Origin of the sequence: Bartonella doshiae NCTC 12862 = ATCC 700133, from assembly GCF_000278155.1 — a bacterium.
GTDB classification, from domain to species: Bacteria; Pseudomonadota; Alphaproteobacteria; order Rhizobiales; family Rhizobiaceae; genus Bartonella; species Bartonella doshiae.
The window spans coordinates 170,266-189,024 of sequence record NZ_JH725094.1; the positions used below are offsets into that span (position 1 = coordinate 170,266).

An 18,759-nucleotide genomic window follows, 5' to 3' on the forward strand; every position below is an offset into this window, starting at 1 on the left:
TTTGGCTAAAGGCGATAAAAAAATAAAATATTTTCACTCATTCAACATGGAAAATCTGCCTACTAAGGTAGAAATTCTTTCCTTTATTAATGATAATCCTTACCGGTCAAGTAAACGCGAAATTGCCAAAGCTTTTAATTTAAAAAATGAATCCCGCACTTGGTTAAAAGATATATTACGTGAGCTGAAAGACCAGAAGCTCATACCGATACAGCGTAAGCAAGCAGGAAATAAAGGAAAATTGCCATCAATTGCTTTAGTAAAAATTAGTACACGTGATAAAGACGGTAGTTTTATTGCGCAACCTCTTAAGTGGGAAGATAATCCAAAACCCAACATTGAAATACTCCCTTTTCACCGCATAAAAAGAGTAAGCGTTGGTGTTGGAGACCACCTTCTTGTAAAAATTTTCCCAAATAAATCTTTTCATGGGCCACCCTATACAGGACGAATTATTCGTAAAATTGATATGCTTCCAAACAACACGATCGGCGTTGTACAAAAGTTGGAAAATAATCAATGGCAACTCGAGCCCATAGATCGCAAAATAAATGAGCTTATGATTGATATATCTTCAGAACTGAAGATAGAATCTGGTGATCTCGTTGAAGCAGAAATTAAAAAAAATACTCATTATGGATTGCAGAGTGCAAAAATCAAAAATGTTTTGGGACGAATCGATAGCGAAAAAGCTCTTTCAATGATCGCTCTTCTTTCGAAAAAAATTCCTTATCTTTTTCCTGAAGATGTTCTAAAGGAAGTAAAAAAAATAAAACCTGCCAACATAGAAAATCGTGAAGATTGGAGACAATTGCCATTTGTTACAATTGATCCACCAGATGCAAAAGACCATGATGACGCAGTTTATGCCATAAAGGATGAAGATCCTGCTAATAATGGTGGTTGGATTATTGTTGTCGCAATTGCAGATGTTTCTTACTATATCAAAACGGGAAGTGCCCTAGATAACGAAGCATTAAAACGGGGAAATTCTATTTATTTTCCAGATTATGTTGTGCCAATGTTGCCAGAACGCATTTCTAATGATTTATGTTCTCTACGCGAAGGAAAAGAGCGGCCGGCTTTGGCCGTTCGTATGATTTTTGATGCAAACGGCAAAAAATGCAAACATAGTTTTCATCGTACTATGATACGCGTAATCGCTAAACTTTCTTATCAAGAAGTACAGTCTGCAATTGACGGAAATCCCAATAAAAAAATAACTCCTCTTTTCGAGAACATCGTACAACCATTGTGGGATGCATATGAAAGCCTTAGAATCGCGCGTAATCGTCGACAACCCTTAGAATTAGAAATAGAAGAAAAAAAGATTATTCTTGATAAAAATGGCTGTATCAAAGATATTGTAAGTGAATCACAATTAGAAGCGCATCGTTTAATTGAAGAATTTATGATACAAGCTAATGTCGCGGCTTCAGAAACATTAAAAGAATATCACCAACCTTTTATTTATCGTATTCATGATAAACCTTCTCTTGCAAAACAAGAAATACTACGGAATTTTCTTCAGAGTCTGGGAATCTCTCTTTCTCGAGGACTAGAGCTTACATCAGAACGGCTTAATAGAATTTTGGCAAAAGTCGCGCATACTCAACAAAAAGAATTGGTCAATCAGGTTATTTTGCGCTCACAATCTCAAGCAGAATATCATCCACAAAATATCGGCCATTTTGGTTTGAATTTGCATAACTATACACATTTCACCTCACCTATTCGTCGTTATGCTGATCTTATCATTCATAGAGCACTCATTAAAGCTCTGAAATTAGGAGATGATCAATTAAAAGATACACAAGAACACAATCTTGCGGAAATTGCTACACAAATTTCTTCATATGAGCGCCGTGCTATGATAGCTGAAAGAGAGACTATAGATCGGCTTGTTGCACACTATTTAACGAACAAAATCGGTTATACTTTTGCAGGTCGTATTTCGGGAGTGACAAAAGCAGGTCTTTTCATCTCACTGGAAAAACTCAATACAGATGGTTTTGTGCATATCTCTACACTTAAAAATGATTATTATCATTTTGATGAAGCACAACATGTCCTTATAGGAAAACGTAGCCATAAAGGCTATCAATTAAGCGATAGAGTAGAAGTAAAACTTATAAATGTACAACCTTTTGCAGGTGCTTTATGCTTCGAGCTTTTAACAGAACCTCGTCCTATAACCTTTTCACCCACATCTTACCATAAAAATAAATTTATGGCGAAGAAACAAAAACGCATTTTTTATAAAAAATATTAAGTAAAAACAAAAAGCCTACGTAAAATTCTCATAGGTAATAATGCATTGTTTTTCTTCTTCATGAAAAGGAAATATTTCTTATAATAACAATAAGATAACAGTTATTTTTAAACTAAATTTGTATAAATTGTGATGTAGTTGAACTATTCTATCCCCTATTTTTCACTATAAATCTGTGTATCTTTTTAATGGATCAAACCATATAAATAATCAGAAAGAATTGCATCTATTCTATGATAGAGATAGAAAATGTGTTTGCTGGATTTATTTTCCTAATGCAAACTTCGCTTTTGATCAGCTGTATGAAAAAAGACATTATTAATTCATTCTCATTATAAAAAAAACCGGCTTCTTCAAACGATTTTGCCGTGCAACCATTGCTATAATTACAATAATTTTTAGTTGAAATGATATTGGAAATACAGTTATTTCACTTTTGCTGTTTGAAAAAACTATTCAAACAGCAATATTAACTATAACCAAATAACTGATGATATCGCTACAATTATTGCAGCTATCGCAGCAATTTTACAACTTAAAAATTAAACTCAGAATTTGCTTTTTGCTCTCTAATCTCAACGCATACAAACCTAAAATAAATACAGCTCTTGACTTTTTTTAGAACATCCGTAGTGTTGCTTAGAAATCTGATTATATAGAAAATAGATTTTTATAGCAAGATGACATCGTTTTCAGTAACAAATAGGACTTTTAAATTATGGCTAAAGCAGCAACCATTAAGATCAAGCTTTTGTCGACTGCAGATACCGGTTTTTTCTATGTAACAAAGAAAAACAGCCGTACAATGACAGAGAAAATGAGTAAGCGTAAATATGATCCAATTGTAAAAAAACACGTCGAATTTAAAGAAACAAAAATTAAATAACACCTTACTTGCACCAATTTAAAGAGTGGTGTCTATAGCTAGAGGTAAAATATGATTTGTTACTCTCCTCAAATCCGTTTTGGGGAGAATTTTTTGTTGTTTGAAATTAGGAAATAAAAATAATCGTATATTTATATGCTTTATAGTGTCATTTCTATACAATATTAAATGAAGCTAACTTATTTTTAAGTTGCTTTTCTAAATCTTAGTTATAAATATTATGATGATATTGTGTTTAACTTGTCTCAATATATAATCAAGTATATTGCTTTAAAATACAATGGATCCTCTTTATTATTAAGAGACGAATATATTTATTTATCGAAAGAATAAAGGCTGATTATAAAATCCATAAGTAGATCTTTACAAAATAAAGCATGTCATGGGAGCCATTTTTTATGTCATGAAGAAAAAAATTTCTTACTTTAATCTATTATACCGCTTTAACTTAAAAATTATTGGTTGTAGTATTTTTATGGTTGTATTCATCCTTATTATTATAACAATTTATTATAAAGAGAAAAACATCTCCTCTCAAAGATCTGTTTTTGCTTCTAAGTCTTTAATTGAAGGAAAAGCAATGATTATTGATGGCGATTCAATTATGATTTCTTCAATGATTATCCGCCTTACTGGGATTGATGCTCCTGAAATGCATCAATTTTGTGGTAAAAAAAAAGCACGCTATCCATGCGGACTTGAGGCAAAAAAATATTTAGAACAACTCATAGAAAATCAACCTGTTACATGTCATTGGCACAAAAAAGATAAATATCGCCGCATTCTTGCGACATGTAAAACAAAGAAAATCAGCAATATTAACGCAACGCTTGTACGTAATGGCTGGGCCGTAAGCTACCATGACTATCTTAAAGAAGAAGATGAAGCTAGAAAGAAAAAAAAAGGAATATGGCAATCAAGTTTTCAACAACCCAAGGAATGGAGAAGAGCGCATCCTCGAATAGAGTAAATATAAAGATTTTTCCTACCTATGAAACAACAACACTGTAGTCAAATTATCAAACTTGAAAAGCAGATTTCTTCCTGTCGTGTTTGTATCCAACAACCGTGTTACCTTCCTCCACTCGCTCACGAACCAAGACCTGTAGTTTATTTATCCAATACGGCTTCAATTGCAATTGCAGGACAAGCACCAGGATTACGTGTACATGAAAGCTCTATACCTTTTAATGATCGTTCTGGAGAAAGATTACGCAATTGGCTCGATGTAACCAGCGATGAATTTTACAATAAATCTCTCTTTGCTATTGTCCCAATGGGATTTTGTTTTCCAGGATATGATCAAAACAAAGCTGATTTACCCCCACGACGTGAATGTCGAGAAATATGGCATGAAAAGGTATTCCAGGCCATGCCACAAATAAAACTTGTCTTAGCTATTGGAAGTTATGCGCAAAAATGGCATATTGCAGGGCTAAAACATAAAACCGTTTCTGCAACCGTTAGTGATTGGAAAAATATTCTTTCTATACGTCAACCTCGAGGCTATAATGTCATGCCTTTACCCCATCCATCATGGCGCAATACGTTGTGGTTACAAAAAAATCCATGGTTTAAAGATGAGCTTATTGTATACCTTCGCAGTTTAATACGTAAGCTGTTATGAACTGAACTATTTTGAGAAAGAAAAATATGGATCGTCTTGATCGAAAAATTTTGTATCTTTTGCAAGAAAATGCAACACTTTCTGTTGCTGATATTGCTAAAAGAGTTGGACTTTCTACAACTCCTTGTTGGAGAAGGATTCAAAAACTTGAGGAAGATGGTGTTATTCAACGTCGTGTTGCTGTGCTTTCTCCAGAAAAAGTAAATGCCCATGTTACTGTTTTTGTGTCGATTCGTACAAGCACACATAGCCATGAGTGGTTTAAGCGTTTTTCAAAAATTGTTCAGGAATTTCGCGAAGTGATTGAATTTTATCGAATGAGTGGAGATATCGACTATTTATTGCGTGTTGTTGTTCCCAATATTGAAGCTTACGATCTTTTTTATAAAAAATTGATTGCAAAAATTGATATCCGTGATGTCTCATCTTCTTTCGCAATGGAACAAATTAAATACACAACAGAACTCCCACTCAACTATATAAAGTTGCACGAAAAGGCGAATGAACAAAATTCTTAAGACTTTTTTTGATCTGTATATAATCAGATTCTCACCTTTTATATATTCAAGGGTTCCTTATTTATTCGCTAATCGTCATTTGCGCATGCGTTAAAACAGCAGCCTTAACAACACCGGCCGCAATTCCTGCCCCCACTCCTTCACCAAGATGCATTCCTAAATTTAAAAGCGGTTCTTTCCCAATTTTTTCTAAAAGTTTATGATGTTCTGGCTCAGAAGAAACATGCCCAACAAGAGTATGATCAAGTGCTCTTGGATGCATATTGTAAAGGACCGCAGCCGCTGCTGTTGCGACAAAGCCATCTAAAATAACTGGAATTTTTTCCATCCTTGCCGCCAAAATGGCACCAACCATAGCAGCAATTTCACGTCCTCCTAAGCGACGCATTATTTCAAAAGGATCATTAAAATGATTCTTATGCAAAGAAATCGCTGCTTTGATTGCAGCTATTTTACGTTGATAAAACTCAACTTCAGATCCCATACCTTTACTTGTCCATTCCTCAACTTCTCCACCAAATAAGGCGACACATAAAGCCGAGGCTATCGTTGTATTTCCGATCCCTATTTCACCTATACACAAGAGGTCTGTTCCACCAGCAATGGATTCCATTCCAAATGCCATTGTAGCAGCTGCACTGCGTTCATCCATTGCTGCGTCTTTGGTAATATTCACTGTTGGATATTCCAAAGCTAAATCAAATATTTTCAATCCAAGATCATAAGCTATACAAATTTGATTGATCGCGGCTCCACCTGTTGAAAAACTTTCTACCATTTTCTGAGTCATAGATTGTGGAAATGACGTAATATTTTCTTCTATAATACCATGATTTCCAGAAAAAATAGCAACCAATGGGCGTATTACGGTAGGCTTTTCTATACCTCTCCATCCTGCATACCAAACAGCAAGATCTCCAAACTTTCCTAGCGCGCCTTGCATTGTCATTAAATTTGCTTGTCGTTTTTTTGCCAACACTATAGAGAATTCATCAGCAAGAGGTAAGTTTGTGAGTAAAGCACGAAAATCATCAAATGGACTAACAGTCATGAAGATACCTTTTAAAATCGACAATGTGTAATAAGAATCTTGTCATATAAATAGGATATGAATAATTTGTTGGTTTTTTAAAGCAGCGTTTAAAAGACGTTAAATATTATGAACAAAATTATTCCGTGCCTAACACTTTATAAACCAGTATCTTTTCACTGATTAGCAATATTGCAACTATTTTAATTTATCTCTATATAAAGGCCTTCCCCAACTTCCATACCAAACAAACATTGATAAACATATTATTGAATTTATGTAATTTGCATCCTTTTTACGATAAAAATGATCGCTTTTTGAAATTTACAAATCTGAATTATTTTAAAATCTTTATGAAAGCAAAGCTATTTTGAGAAATCTAAACTTTAATGTCTTTTGATCTAACAGGATTGTTCTTAAATTAGAGCAGAAAAAGCTTCCTTCAAAACGTGCACGTCAGCATTTTTCCTCATCGCATCATCTGATAATATCTGCCGCCATCGGCGTGCTCCATCTCGCCCATGAAACAAACCAATCATATGGCGTGTTACATGAGAAAGGCGCCCACCTGATGCAATATGTTGAGCAGCATAATCACACATGATCTCAATAAGGTCACAATCACTCAGATCATTGTGTAGCTCACCATATATTTCAGAATCAATACGCTTTAATAAAATTGGATTATGATAAATTTCTCGACCAACCATAGCAGCATTACACAAGGTTAAATGCTCTTTAATCTCATCAATCGATTTAATTCCACCATTTATTCCAATGAATTTATGTGGATATTTTTGCTTTAATTTATAAACTCTTTCATAATTAAGTGGAGGAATATCACGATTTTCTTTTGGGCTTAATCCTTGTAACCACGCTTTGCGCGCATGCACCCAGAGTGCGTCACATCCGGCATTCCAAACTTGATCAGCTAAAAAATCTAAAGCTAATTCTTCATCTTGTTCATCTACACCAATGCGACATTTAACCGTCACAGATAAAGTAACGACTTTTTTTATTTCTTCCACAGCACTTGCCACAATATTGGGTTGCAACATCAAACAAGCACCAAATACGCCTGCTTGAACACGATCTGATGGGCAACCAACATTAATATTTATCTCATTATAACCAAAATCTTCTGCAATTCTTGCCGCCTCAGCGAGCTTCTTAGGATCAGATCCTCCTAGTTGCAACGCAATTGGATGCTCTGTATGATTTAAAGCCAAAAGTTGTTCGCGATCACCATGGATGACAGCATCTGCTACGACCATTTCAGTATAAAGCAGCGCTTTCTTTGTTAAAAGACGATAAAAAAATCTACAATGTCGATCTGTCCAGCCCAACATTGGTGCTACAGCAAATTTTACTAATGATGGAGAATTATAAAATATCATAGGAACCTTGCTTTCGCATCTCTTTATATACAAAAGTATACATAGAAAACCTTGCATTTTTCTATTTCGCATAAAAATTTTATCTTCTTTATATTATCAATTAAAATATGCACTCTCTCCAATTTACCTTCTCAATCTATTCATTTTTTTCAAAACTACTCAAAAAGAACCGCTTAAGCAGAAAAAAATAGACAACCCTTCATGATAAAATTTTTAGATATATGATTAGGCAACTGGCTCTATAGGATATAAAATTGCAAATAAACAATTTATTTGAATGATGCATTCTTCATTCATACCATTTTTAAATGCCATACCAACATTATTGATATCCGACACTTAAGCCATTTATACTCTTAATAAACAAGAAACCAAAGCATTAACTTTGTTCGCTCGATTTTTTGCTTTGCATATAAGCAGCAAGAGCATCAACCTCTTTCTTACTAAAAAAAAGACCAAGTTTTGAACGACGCCATAACACATCTTCCCATGTTTTAGCCCATTCTTTTTCCATCAACCATTTTACTTCTGCTTCATAAAGTCCGTATCCAAAATACTTCCCTTTATTCTCCTGACCATTTGCAAATATCATAAATGCTTCAGATCCATAAGATCGTGCCAATCGGCGATGTGTGAAAACATCTACATCAGGAATTAAAAGAGCAATCTTCTTTTCGATTATATCCAACCTATTATATGGAAAATCTCCTCCAGGAAGTATTGAATTAGCTGTCCACGGAGCTCCCTTTATACCAAGCGCTTTTTCAATAAATTTCATTGCATCTTCAGCCAACTTTCGATAAGTTGTAATTTTCCCACCATAAAGATTAAGAATCCGTGGTGCCCCTTCTGTCCCTATTTCTTTTAAGACGTAATCACGTGTAATTTCTTGTGCTTTTGAAACCCCATCATCGTAGAGTGGGCGCACACCAGAGTAAGACCAAACAATATTTTCACGCAATACTGGTTGTATGAAATACTCACTTGCTGCTGTGCAAATATAATCAATCTCGGCATCTGTAATATGAACATCAGCAGGATCACCCTGATAGTCACAATCTGTTGTTCCAAGCAATGTAAAATTTTCTTGATATGGAATGGAAAAGATAATACGCCCATCACCGTTTTGGAAAACGTAGGCACGATCATGAGCATAAAGCTTAGGAACTACAATATGTGAACCTCTGACAAGTCGTACGGGGGAATGTTCTTTACAGTCTAATACATTTGTCAAAATATGATTAATCCAAGGGCCTGTCATATTTACAACATAAGAAGCCGTGATGCAATATTCTTTACCGTTTAATTTATCTCTAAGAATCATACGCCATTTTTTTTCTTCCATTTTTAAAGACAAAACTTCTGTTCGTACTTTTATATCAGCGCCCCATTTTTTTGCATCGCGTGCATTGGCAATAACCAAACGTGCATCATCTACTCTTGCATCAGAATATTCAAAGCCTTTACAATATTCTTCTTTAAGTGTAGACTTGAATTTTTTTGAAAAACTAATTGCACTGCTGCGCCATAGTTTCTGATTCCATCCACCAAGATAATCATAAATGAAAAGTCCAAGACGCAACATCCAAGCAGGACGCAATTTTTTATGATAAGGGAGAATAAAACGCAAAGGACGCACGATATGTGGGGCCATTCGCCAAATGATTTCACGCTCTTTTAATGCCTCACGAACAAGCCTGAACTCATAATGTTCAAGATAACGAAGACCTCCATGAATAAGTTTCGTTGATGCACTTGATGTCCCTGATGCAAGATCATTCATTTCAGCCAATCCCACTTTGAACCCACGTCCAGCTGCATCTCTTGCCAATCCACATCCGTTTATCCCCCCACCAATGATAAACAGATCATAATGTGTTGTAATTTTCATAATTCCACTTTTCATCATTTAATTTACTTTGTTTCATTATGTTCAATAAAGCAACAAACAAAAATCAAAACCAATGACTCAATCGAGTTGTTCACATGCTTTTTCTATAGTAAATATGCGTAATAATATTTTATGATATCATCATAAAATATTATTTGATAAAAAAGAGAGATTTACGCTAAAGTTAAATATTTTATTGTACAAAAGCAATGTTTTCCATATTTTTCAATTAAGATCATAATAGACAATATGAAGGTATATAGATGACGCATCAACTCAAATACTCAAAAACAACATTTATTGCAAAATTCTTAGCAACAGCTGTGTTGAGTGTATTAGTCTGCTCACCTTTAACAAGTGCAAAATCAAATGAAAAAACACTTGATTATTTAAACTCAGAAAAACTTAAAGTACAACTTCTGAAAGATCCTGCTTTCTTATATAAACTCAGAAAAAAGATAGCACCACGTATCAATGAGCAAGATATTCAAAAAATAGTGAAAAACTATTTACTTACTAATCCAGAAATTATGATTCAAATGCATCATGCTCTTCAAGAAAAGATGGAAAAGCAAAATAAGCAACAAGTTAATATACAAGCTTCACTCATCAATTCATTTAAAAAGGAAATTTTTCAATCTCCTCATGATGCTATTTTAGGAAATCCAAATGGCAAAATAGTGCTTGTTGATTTTTTTGATTACAATTGTAAATATTGTAAAATTTCTTATCCATACCTAGAAAACTTGACGAAAAAATACCCAGATCTACGAATTATTATTAAAGACTTACCAATTTTGGGCTCAGATTCTATGGCAACACATACCGTTGCCTACGCTTTTAGAAAACAGTTTCCAGAGAAATATTCTCAATTTTATAAAGCGCTTTTAACTGATCAGAATCGTGCAAATGAAGCTAAAGCTATAAAAGTAGCGGTTTCATTAGGGGCAGATGAAAAAAAATTACGCAATACAATAAAAAATCTTAACTTGCACAATATCTTTGAACAAAATATTCAAATCGCCTCTATGCTTAATATTACAGGAACCCCTGCCTATATCATTGGTGATAAGGTACTCATCGGTGCCGTAAGCCAAAATGTTCTAAAAGAAGCCATAGAAAATATGCAATGAATATCTTCTTTACTCTTCGAATTTATGGAATAATACCGTAAATTAGATGATTTTATGCTTTCTCTTTTTGTACAACAGGCTTATAAGTGCGATTTTGCGTAGCAAATATTACTTCAAAAATGCAAAGTAGAATCTTCAAAAAAGGTCATCCGTAGTCTAGAGATACCCAGTCATAAGAATTCAATCATGTATGGCGATCTTCACTGATCAAGGAGTTAGAAATAAAATGGCAACAAAAAAAATGGACGCGGCAAAACATACCGCAATTAATACGAAAGTTATCCGCGACCTAGCTGAGATTTTGAATGATACAAATTTAACAAATATTGAGGTTGAGCAGGGTGGACTTCGTATTTGTGTATCGCGTCAAAATATCTCAGCTACTCCTGAACATACAATCTATGCTCCTATTTCCTCTCTTCCTGTTACCGCAACGTCTTCCTCAACTCAAACCACTGAATCCCCTATACAAGAAGACAAATCAAAGAACGCAATAACATCTCCAATGGTTGGTACAGCATATCTTGCTCCTTCACCAGGTGCACAACCTTTTGTAGAAATAGGGCAAAATGTTTCTGAAGGACAAACGTTACTCATCATTGAAGCAATGAAAACAATGAATCAAATTTCATCACCATGTTCGGGTACAGTAACTGCTGTTTTCGTTAAAGATGCTCAACCAGTTGAGTTTGGTGAACCACTTATTGTTGTTGAATAAAGCGAGGGCAGCTATGATTCGAAAAATCCTCATTGCTAATCGAGGAGAGATTGCTCTTCGTGTTTTGCGAGCATGTAAAGAACTTGGAATAAAAACTGTAGCAGTCCATTCAACTGCAGATGCTGATGCAATGCATGTTCGTCTTGCTGATGAAAGTGTTTGTATTGGCCCTCCCCCTGCTCGCGATTCTTATTTGAGTATTCAGCAAATTATTGCTGCATGTGAAATCACAGGGGCTGATGCTGTTCATCCAGGATATGGCTTTCTATCTGAAAATGCGAAATTTGCGGATGTCTTAGAAGCCCATGATATTACATTCATTGGTCCAACAGCTGCACATATTCGAATTATGGGGGATAAAATCGAAGCAAAAAGAACTGCTAAAAAACTTGGAATTCCTATAGTACCAGGTTCAGACGGAGCAATCATGGAAGAAACTGAAGCTCTACGTATTGCTCGTGAAATTGGTTATCCCGTTATTATTAAAGCTTCTGCAGGCGGTGGTGGACGCGGTATGAAAGTTGTTCGTTCTGAACAAGAATTTGCTATAGCTCTTGAAACAACTCGTTCAGAAGCGAAAGCAGCGTTCGGTAATGATGCAGTTTATATTGAAAAATATCTAGAAAAACCACGTCATATTGAAATTCAAGTTATAGGTGATGGAACGGGAAAAGCTGTCTATTTAGGAGAACGTGATTGTTCACTCCAACGACGTCATCAAAAAGTATGGGAAGAAGCTCTCTCACCTGCTCTTAACGAAATTGAACGAAAACAAATTGGTGATATTGTTGCAAATGCATGTGCTAAACTTGGATATCGTGGAGCAGGTACTATTGAGTTTCTTTATGAAAATGGCGAATTCTACTTTATTGAAATGAATACACGTTTACAAGTTGAACATACTGTAACAGAAGCAATTACAGGTATAGATTTGGTCCATGAACAAATTCATATTGCATCAGGTCAAGGACTATCAATTACACAGAATGATATCTGCTTCTGTGGTCATGCTATTGAATGTCGTATTAATGCAGAAGATCCCATTAACTTTACACCATCACCAGGTACCATTACACATTTCCATACACCTGGAGGCTTAGGAATTCGTGTTGATTCAGGAGCTTATTCAGGTTATCGTATCCCGCCTTATTATGATAGTATGATTGGGAAACTAATTGTTCATGGACGAACACGGTTAGAGTGCATGATGCGTTTGCGACGTGCTCTGGATGAGTTTGTTGTTGATGGAATCAAAACCACACTGCCTCTCTTTCGTGATCTTATTAACAATCAAGATGTAGCGAATGGTGATTATAATATTCACTGGCTAGAAAAATATCTATCTGATTATTCATCTTCTCCAGATTCTTAAACTAAGAATAAAGTGGTATCTCTTTTTATTAATGTTTTTATGGAGGATCGTTTGTAAAAGTAATACCGATATTGCTGCAAAAAATGAAAAATAGCTCATTACTATTATAATTTGTTATACATTTTTTTCAAAAATATGCATAAAAACTGATAATTTCCTATTTTCCTTTTTACAAGTTTGTGCTACTTCCCATTTTGTTATGCCCTTATAGCTCAGTTGGTAGAGCACCTGATTTGTAATCAGGGGGTCGGGAGTTCGAGTCTCTCTGGGGGCACCATTTTATTTTTCCATCTTACTGCTCCACCTAGTCTATGTGATTTAGGAAATGTTCCTGTAATCATCTAATTGCGAATCGTTGCTGTTAATACAGCTAAGAATCTGTGCACATTTATATGTCGTTACATATCTATCACCATCATCAAATATCATTTCAGTACCTTTCTCTTTTTTATGTTACTTCATCCCTTACCCATCCTAAAAGACGAGGAAATGAAGTTGGTTATTAAAAACTAAACTTCTTTGGTAATAGGACTTTCTAAAGTAGAAACATGTGCTTTCAACAATGAATCATAGGGTGTCCGATAGTTATGAAATTCCAAAACTGTAAGAACTGCCAAAATTCTAGATCCATTATTGAAAACTTACGAGCCTAGTTTGGATAATCACATTAAAAAGTATTGTTAAAGATTTAGAGGATGATATCGCTAGTGGTGCTTTCACCAAAACCAGTTATACACATACAGATCCGACAATGATGCCTGCTCTAGTCAAAAAAGCAAATGATAGAGATGCAGCTATGAAGATTAAGAAGTATGTATAGACCTTTTAAAGCTTAAAAGGAACACATCTATATTACATATACAAACTTTATTGATGCAATACGTGCTACAAAATATACAAAACCCGTGCTACTCTTATCATTGGATAGATAGAAAATTATACTAATATAACTTTTAAGATATTTTTCTTATATTACTATATAGAATGAGGGAGATTTATCACACACAATTATCTTAAATACAATATTTTATATTTTCCTTTTAATTTTATCAAAAAGCTAAACTATAATTAAATATCTAATTCTACACTAATCTCAAAGATAAGTTTTTAGATTTATATAAAAATCAGTATAAGCAATTCTTAACTTTATTGATAGAATTTTTCCCACTTTTACACTACTTATCTACTCTCTCTACTTCCACACTTTACTTTAAAAAGCAATATAACTGCGCGAAATCCTAATACAATATCTCCAATGCAAAAGCAGCACAGCCTATACCTGAAAATCCTTTTGTCATTTAAAATAACAAAATCTAAGAAAGAACTTAGAATGACTGTAAACATCATTCTCTTAAACTTTTTATAATTATAAGATTTGCTTAAAATTCACTTTTCTTTAAATTAACTTTAAATGTAACAAAGCATCTCAAGAATAAAGAAAATATACCACCATTTTCTACTGCACTGAAAGCATTTTTAAAAACCTCATTCTTGTTTAAAATAAAATACCGTATAGCCATAACATCACTTATGGCTTTTCAAAAATTAATTAAAAACGATAGTGTAGTCCACCAGAAAAACTAATTCCAGAAAAACCAACTTTATTGAGTCTATGTTGATAAAGAACATCACCATGAAGCATAAACTTTGAAGACACTTGTGTATTGATTCCTAAACCGGCCTCAAGTGAAGAACCAAAAGCACCCAATTGAAAATCATCCTTGAAACGTACAGTTTGTTTACCTCTAAAACCATGAGAAAAATGAAGCTTGCCATAGAAAGAAACAACACTGTTATCCTTTTCAGATTCAATCAGTGTCTTACTTAAACGCCCACCAACACGTGCTACCCACTGTTCAAGTTTTCCCATCTCAATGTCAAAGTTATCAATATCACGCACCCTATTAAACTGGAGATGCTGATAAACAACCTGAACTTGTGGATCAAAGACAAAACCTTCAGCCCCCACCATAAATTCTTTACCAACTGTCAATGAAGTGCTGAAAAGCTGCCCCTTTAATGTTGCTGTCTTGCCACGCGCAAGGGTGACAACATCTCCTTTGACATGACTATAGGAGAACAGACCATCCACATAAAATCCTGCATCATGCTGCATACTACCATACGCTGTCGCTGACCATTGATCAAAAGTACTTTCTTGACTTTGTTCAACATTCAAAGGCTGCAAAGAAAATTTTCCGTAAGATCCTATCACTCCCAAAGATATAGTATTGTAAGTACTCTCAATTGTTTGCAATAAAACACCTGCTTCTACAGCTTTATAAGAAAAATCGCCTCCGTAACCATATTCAAGCGCGGATAGATCTGAAATATAACGGTAATTACCACCATAGCTGCGCCCAAAAACAGCAGAATTTTCATGAGTATCCAACATTTCACTGGAAGCGGACCGAACAGCCTCCAAATACTCATTTTTGTTAATAATACCCATCAATCCAACATGGAAAAAAACATTTGGTACGAGAAGATAGGTTGGAACTTGCGGAACGATATCCCTTATTTTGGGCTCAAAAGGAAAAGCAGATACTGCTAAAACAGGTTGAACATATTTACTTTCAAGGCGAAAATCCCAAAAATCTCTATCTCCGTTAACTAATCCATGAGTAACATGAGAATTCCCAAGAGAAGAATCTGGACCATAAGCATGAAGATAATATTGATAAGGTAAACCATCTAGAGCAATATAAGTGCTATTCAGCTGAAAAGAATCTTCTGCTGCTTTTCCAGAAACTTGAATAATTGAGATGCTGCGCATATTTTTATCGCTCACTGCTTCCCCTTTATTTCCTGCAATGAATTGCACATGAACTGTTGTTTTTCCAGATACATCACCATAAATTAAAAATCGGTCAGTCTTTTGATCATTAAATGAACCATCACCATTGAGATACGTGTTAAGATAAAGATCTGCACTTCCTTGAGCAGTATAAACTTCTCCCTTTCCATTTCCAATATGAAGTATCTGATACTCCTTAGATGTTGGAGTTTCAAAAGTAATAACACTATCAGAAAGTTTTAAAAACGAAACGAATGAACTTACATGATTTGAATCTTTCGGATTCGTATTTTTGGGTTTCGTTAAAATCCACTTCGAACCTCCTGTCATGTAAAGTTCAGCAGTAGAATCATCAGCAACACGCACCCCCCCTGTTAATAAGGAGGAATCGACTAAAACTCCTACAGAAGCTCCCTTTTCAACCTTTAATAATAAATCGCCAGAAACTTTTGAGTCTTTTGATACTGCGACATAACCACTACTCTTGCTGCTATGAACAACTGTACCATTCGGAACCTCAAAAGCCGTTTTTTTTAAAATGACAACTCCTTGCTCATAGTCATTATTTCCTTCACCCATATCAAAATGCATACCATGCTTATTACCTGCTACTGTAATTTTTGAATCTTCAATATCAATCCGTGAAATTAAAATTTTCCCTTCTGTACCGGCATTCAATTGTGTTTTGGTATCTAATCCAATCCGCAAACCATGAACATTGGTAGCAACAACATTGGTATTCTTTAAATAAAGAGAACTAGACTGATTTACATTTAAAACTGCATGAGAAATATCATCTCTTTCATCTGCATCTTTCCCATTCACCACTTTTGGATTTTTTGAAGTAATTATAACATCCTCTAGAGTTACTCTTCCTTTCGTTCCGATATGAAGTGCAGCAGCATTCACTACATCAATCGCACCACCCGCCATCTTAATATTTGCCCCAAAACTACTGAAAAGAGCAGCGCTTTGATTGGCTTCCTGACGTTCCACCTTAATCTTTGCCTGAGTTAAAATAACAGATGTTCCTTGATTTTCTGCATAAACTCCTATGTCAGCTACCTCAATCACTCCACGATCTACCACAATCATTCCATTATCAGCTTTAAGACCAGTTGATACGTCTTTAAAAACTGAATCACTCAAAACAACTTTTCCCCCTCGCGATGCAATTACACCATAAGTATCCCCAACAACTATATCACCCCCTTGCACTTCTACACGTGTCGCTTGAATAATCGTACCTGACTCCTGCGCAACTATAACGGCAGGCAATATAAAAGAAGCGTCTCCCTCTTTTTCTTTAGAAATTTCAGCGAATTTATACATTTTAATATTTATTATATGTTCTTTACCGTCATTGCATCTAAAATATGGTTTGCTTTCATGACACGAAAATAATATTGAAGAATGAGAACTGGCCTTAGCGTCCAGGTTTGACAAAAAAGAAAAAAGAACCTCTGTGAGAGCCCACAAATATAGGTGGTTTTTAGAGAGTTTGATCATCATTCTTTTTTAGCTTTCTTTTCCTCAACAAAAGCAAAAATGCAGGTAAAAAAACAAATCACACGATTCGAAATACGATAAAGTACAAAATAGATTATTTATTGTTCATTATATGTTGTATTCATAAAATACAAATAGCACGTTTTGCTATTTTTAAAAATGAAAATTTGCAGTTATGATTAGTGGTAATTTTATTCAAGGTGATCCCGACAGCTCTGCTATGCATTTTATACTTGTATAACTTACTGATTCTCTATAATCTTTTTTAAGGTGCGGGAACATATATAAAAGTTCGGGAATAGGATTCTCGAACATGCTTCTACAAAGCGCATGCTTGTTTGCTAACTTTCTCTAATAATTTTTTAAATTCCGCTAAATCCTGTTGTGAAAGATTATGTAAATTTCTAACAAACATGCCAACAATTTCACGACTCAACGGATTAGAAGGCTTTATTGTAAAACTCTTGCGGCAAACATCAGCCTCTCTTCTTAAGAGAGAAGCCATCTTTTGGTCTAAAGCGTAAAACTCTATGATCTTTTCTTCCATGCCAACCGGTACAGACTTTTTACCAATCTCTACAGAAGATAAAAATGCTACAGATATGTCTAATTTCTCAGCCATATCTAAAAGGCGTTCGGAGTGATCAATGCGGAGTTTTGGTAAGGTTTTACCAAATGGTGTTAGCATCTAAAATCCTATTAAAAAAGAAGCTCTCACGTAATTCTAGCAGAAATTTTCAGGTTTTGGTTAGCTCCTTTTAAAAATTGGCTTCCTACCCTCCTTAATACACAAGGTTGTATGGCATAACGGATAAATCTCTTGACATCAGCTGGAAATGTAGTACATTGTAGTACGATTAAATAGGAGATTTAGTAATGGGGAAAATTCAAGCCCGCATACCTGATGAAGTTCAAGAAATTGCAAGTGCAGTTATTAAGTCCACAGGATTGACTGTATCGGATGCAGTGCGCATGTTTATGACCCGCATTGCTAGAGATAAAGCATTACCGCTTGATCTATTCCAACCAAATCCGGAAACATTACAAGCTATCGAGGATGCCGAAATGGGACGCGTTGAACGTACATCATTAGACGGCTTAAGGGCTATGATACGCGCAGATAGAACCGAAGTGCGTAAATCTGAAAAGCAAACCTAAGCTTGTTATGAGAGAAATTGTCTATACGCGTTCATTCCGCCGCGACCTTAAACGTGAAAGCAAAGGCAGATATGCTAATGCACTAGAGGAGGATTTGCTGCTTGTGGTCAAAGCGTTAGCGGAGAATGAACCGCTAAAGGTGCATTGGAGAGACCATGCACTAACAGGCCAATGGCGCAATTGTCGTGATTGTCACATAAAACCGGATTTAGTTTTGATCTATCGAAAGCCAGATGCCAAAACACTAGAGCTTTTACGACTTGGTTCCCATTCTGAACTGCATTTATAATTGGATTTCCAATTTATAGTAAAAAGAATTTTACGAAATTTTTTCTTTTATGACAGTTGTTCAGTTCTTTGAGAACCATTGTTTTAAATGGGCGAAGATATTATCTAGCGCATCCATGAGGCGTGCAAAATCAAGGATAAGCAAAAAAAGAAAAAATACTAT

General features: G+C 34.9%; 16 protein-coding genes, 1 tRNA gene and 1 pseudogene. 12 read left to right on the forward strand and 6 right to left on the reverse strand.

Annotated elements, in window-relative coordinates; translation table 11 throughout:
* Window position 1 precedes the first annotated feature (1 nt).
* The 5 genes from rnr to MCS_RS00845 all read left to right on the forward strand — a co-directional run bounded on the left by rnr (window position 2) and on the right by MCS_RS00845 (window position 5,303).
* Window positions 2-2,272, forward strand: a complete 2,271-nt coding sequence (gene rnr / locus MCS_RS00825; protein WP_004854469.1) for a ribonuclease R — start codon at window positions 2-4, stop codon at window positions 2,270-2,272.
* A 718-nt stretch (window positions 2,273-2,990) separates the two neighbouring features.
* Entirely contained in the window at window positions 2,991-3,158 is a 168-nt protein-coding gene (gene rpmG / locus MCS_RS00830) for a 50S ribosomal protein L33 (RefSeq protein WP_004854471.1), read from the forward strand.
* Between the two features lie 403 nt (window positions 3,159-3,561).
* Window positions 3,562-4,128 (forward strand): thermonuclease family protein, encoded by a 567-nt coding sequence (locus MCS_RS00835; protein ID WP_024864221.1) that lies wholly within the window; start codon window positions 3,562-3,564, stop codon window positions 4,126-4,128.
* Window positions 4,129-4,149: 21 nt separating this feature from the next.
* Window positions 4,150-4,785: a uracil-DNA glycosylase family protein gene (locus MCS_RS00840; protein ID WP_004854474.1), complete on the forward strand. Its 636-nt coding sequence runs from the start codon at window positions 4,150-4,152 to the stop codon at window positions 4,783-4,785.
* 26 nt (window positions 4,786-4,811) lie between these two features.
* On the forward strand, window positions 4,812-5,303 hold the full coding sequence (locus tag MCS_RS00845) for an Lrp/AsnC family transcriptional regulator (protein WP_004854476.1): 492 nt from the start codon (window positions 4,812-4,814) through the stop codon (window positions 5,301-5,303).
* 61 nt (window positions 5,304-5,364) lie between these two features.
* Here MCS_RS00845 and MCS_RS00850 read toward each other — a convergent pair whose 3' ends face one another.
* From MCS_RS00850 to glpD, 3 genes are all read right to left on the reverse strand, one after another.
* Complete coding sequence (locus tag MCS_RS00850) at window positions 5,365-6,354, reverse strand: nicotinate-nucleotide--dimethylbenzimidazole phosphoribosyltransferase (protein WP_004854478.1); 990 nt, start codon at window positions 6,352-6,354, stop codon at window positions 5,365-5,367.
* A gap of 395 nt (window positions 6,355-6,749) precedes the next feature.
* Window positions 6,750-7,730, reverse strand: a complete 981-nt coding sequence (dusA, locus tag MCS_RS00855) for a tRNA dihydrouridine(20/20a) synthase DusA (protein ID WP_004854479.1) — start codon at window positions 7,728-7,730, stop codon at window positions 6,750-6,752.
* A 379-nt stretch (window positions 7,731-8,109) separates the two neighbouring features.
* The gene (gene glpD, locus MCS_RS00860; RefSeq protein ID WP_004854482.1) at window positions 8,110-9,639 is read right to left on the reverse strand and encodes a glycerol-3-phosphate dehydrogenase; all 1,530 of its coding nucleotides are present in this window, start codon (window positions 9,637-9,639) and stop codon (window positions 8,110-8,112) included.
* Between the two features lie 245 nt (window positions 9,640-9,884).
* Here glpD and MCS_RS00865 point away from each other — a divergent pair, with 245 nt between their 5' ends.
* From MCS_RS00865 to MCS_RS00880, 4 genes are all read left to right on the forward strand, one after another.
* Window positions 9,885-10,754, forward strand: coding sequence for a DsbA family protein (locus tag MCS_RS00865; protein ID WP_004854483.1), 870 nt, complete (start codon window positions 9,885-9,887; stop codon window positions 10,752-10,754).
* 226 nt (window positions 10,755-10,980) lie between these two features.
* Window positions 10,981-11,472 carry an acetyl-CoA carboxylase biotin carboxyl carrier protein gene (gene accB, locus MCS_RS00870; RefSeq protein ID WP_004854485.1) on the forward strand — a complete coding sequence of 164 codons (492 nt, stop codon included), beginning with the start codon at window positions 10,981-10,983 and terminating at the stop codon, window positions 11,470-11,472.
* Between the two features lie 13 nt (window positions 11,473-11,485).
* Window positions 11,486-12,844, forward strand: a complete 1,359-nt coding sequence (gene accC, locus MCS_RS00875; RefSeq protein WP_004854486.1) for an acetyl-CoA carboxylase biotin carboxylase subunit — start codon at window positions 11,486-11,488, stop codon at window positions 12,842-12,844.
* 201 nt (window positions 12,845-13,045) lie between these two features.
* Window positions 13,046-13,121 (forward strand) — tRNA-Thr (locus tag MCS_RS00880).
* On the opposite strand, the pseudogene MCS_RS08610 reads toward MCS_RS00880, so the two are convergent.
* Window positions 13,084-13,273 (reverse strand): annotated as a pseudogene (locus MCS_RS08610) (helix-turn-helix transcriptional regulator). The gene MCS_RS00880 and the pseudogene MCS_RS08610 overlap by 38 nt on opposite strands.
* A 247-nt stretch (window positions 13,274-13,520) precedes the next feature.
* Between MCS_RS08610 and MCS_RS08895 the strand changes: the two are divergent.
* Window positions 13,521-13,664, forward strand: a complete 144-nt coding sequence (locus MCS_RS08895) for a YopJ family acetyltransferase (RefSeq protein WP_425338895.1) — start codon at window positions 13,521-13,523, stop codon at window positions 13,662-13,664.
* A gap of 729 nt (window positions 13,665-14,393) precedes the next feature.
* On the opposite strand, the gene MCS_RS00885 is transcribed toward MCS_RS08895, so the two are convergent.
* Window positions 14,394-17,150, reverse strand: a complete 2,757-nt coding sequence (locus MCS_RS00885; RefSeq protein ID WP_004854489.1) for an autotransporter family protein — start codon at window positions 17,148-17,150, stop codon at window positions 14,394-14,396.
* Window positions 17,151-17,469: 319 nt separating this feature from the next.
* Window positions 17,470-17,838, reverse strand: a complete 369-nt coding sequence (locus MCS_RS00890) for a transcriptional regulator (protein WP_004854490.1) — start codon at window positions 17,836-17,838, stop codon at window positions 17,470-17,472.
* A 188-nt stretch (window positions 17,839-18,026) separates the two neighbouring features.
* Here MCS_RS00890 and MCS_RS00895 point away from each other — a divergent pair, with 188 nt between their 5' ends.
* Window positions 18,027-18,308 (forward strand): type II toxin-antitoxin system RelB/DinJ family antitoxin, encoded by a 282-nt coding sequence (locus MCS_RS00895; RefSeq protein WP_004854493.1) that lies wholly within the window; start codon window positions 18,027-18,029, stop codon window positions 18,306-18,308.
* Between the two features lie 7 nt (window positions 18,309-18,315).
* Complete coding sequence (locus MCS_RS00900; protein WP_004854496.1) at window positions 18,316-18,597, forward strand: type II toxin-antitoxin system YafQ family toxin; 282 nt, start codon at window positions 18,316-18,318, stop codon at window positions 18,595-18,597.
* Window positions 18,598-18,759: the final 162 nt, after the last annotated feature.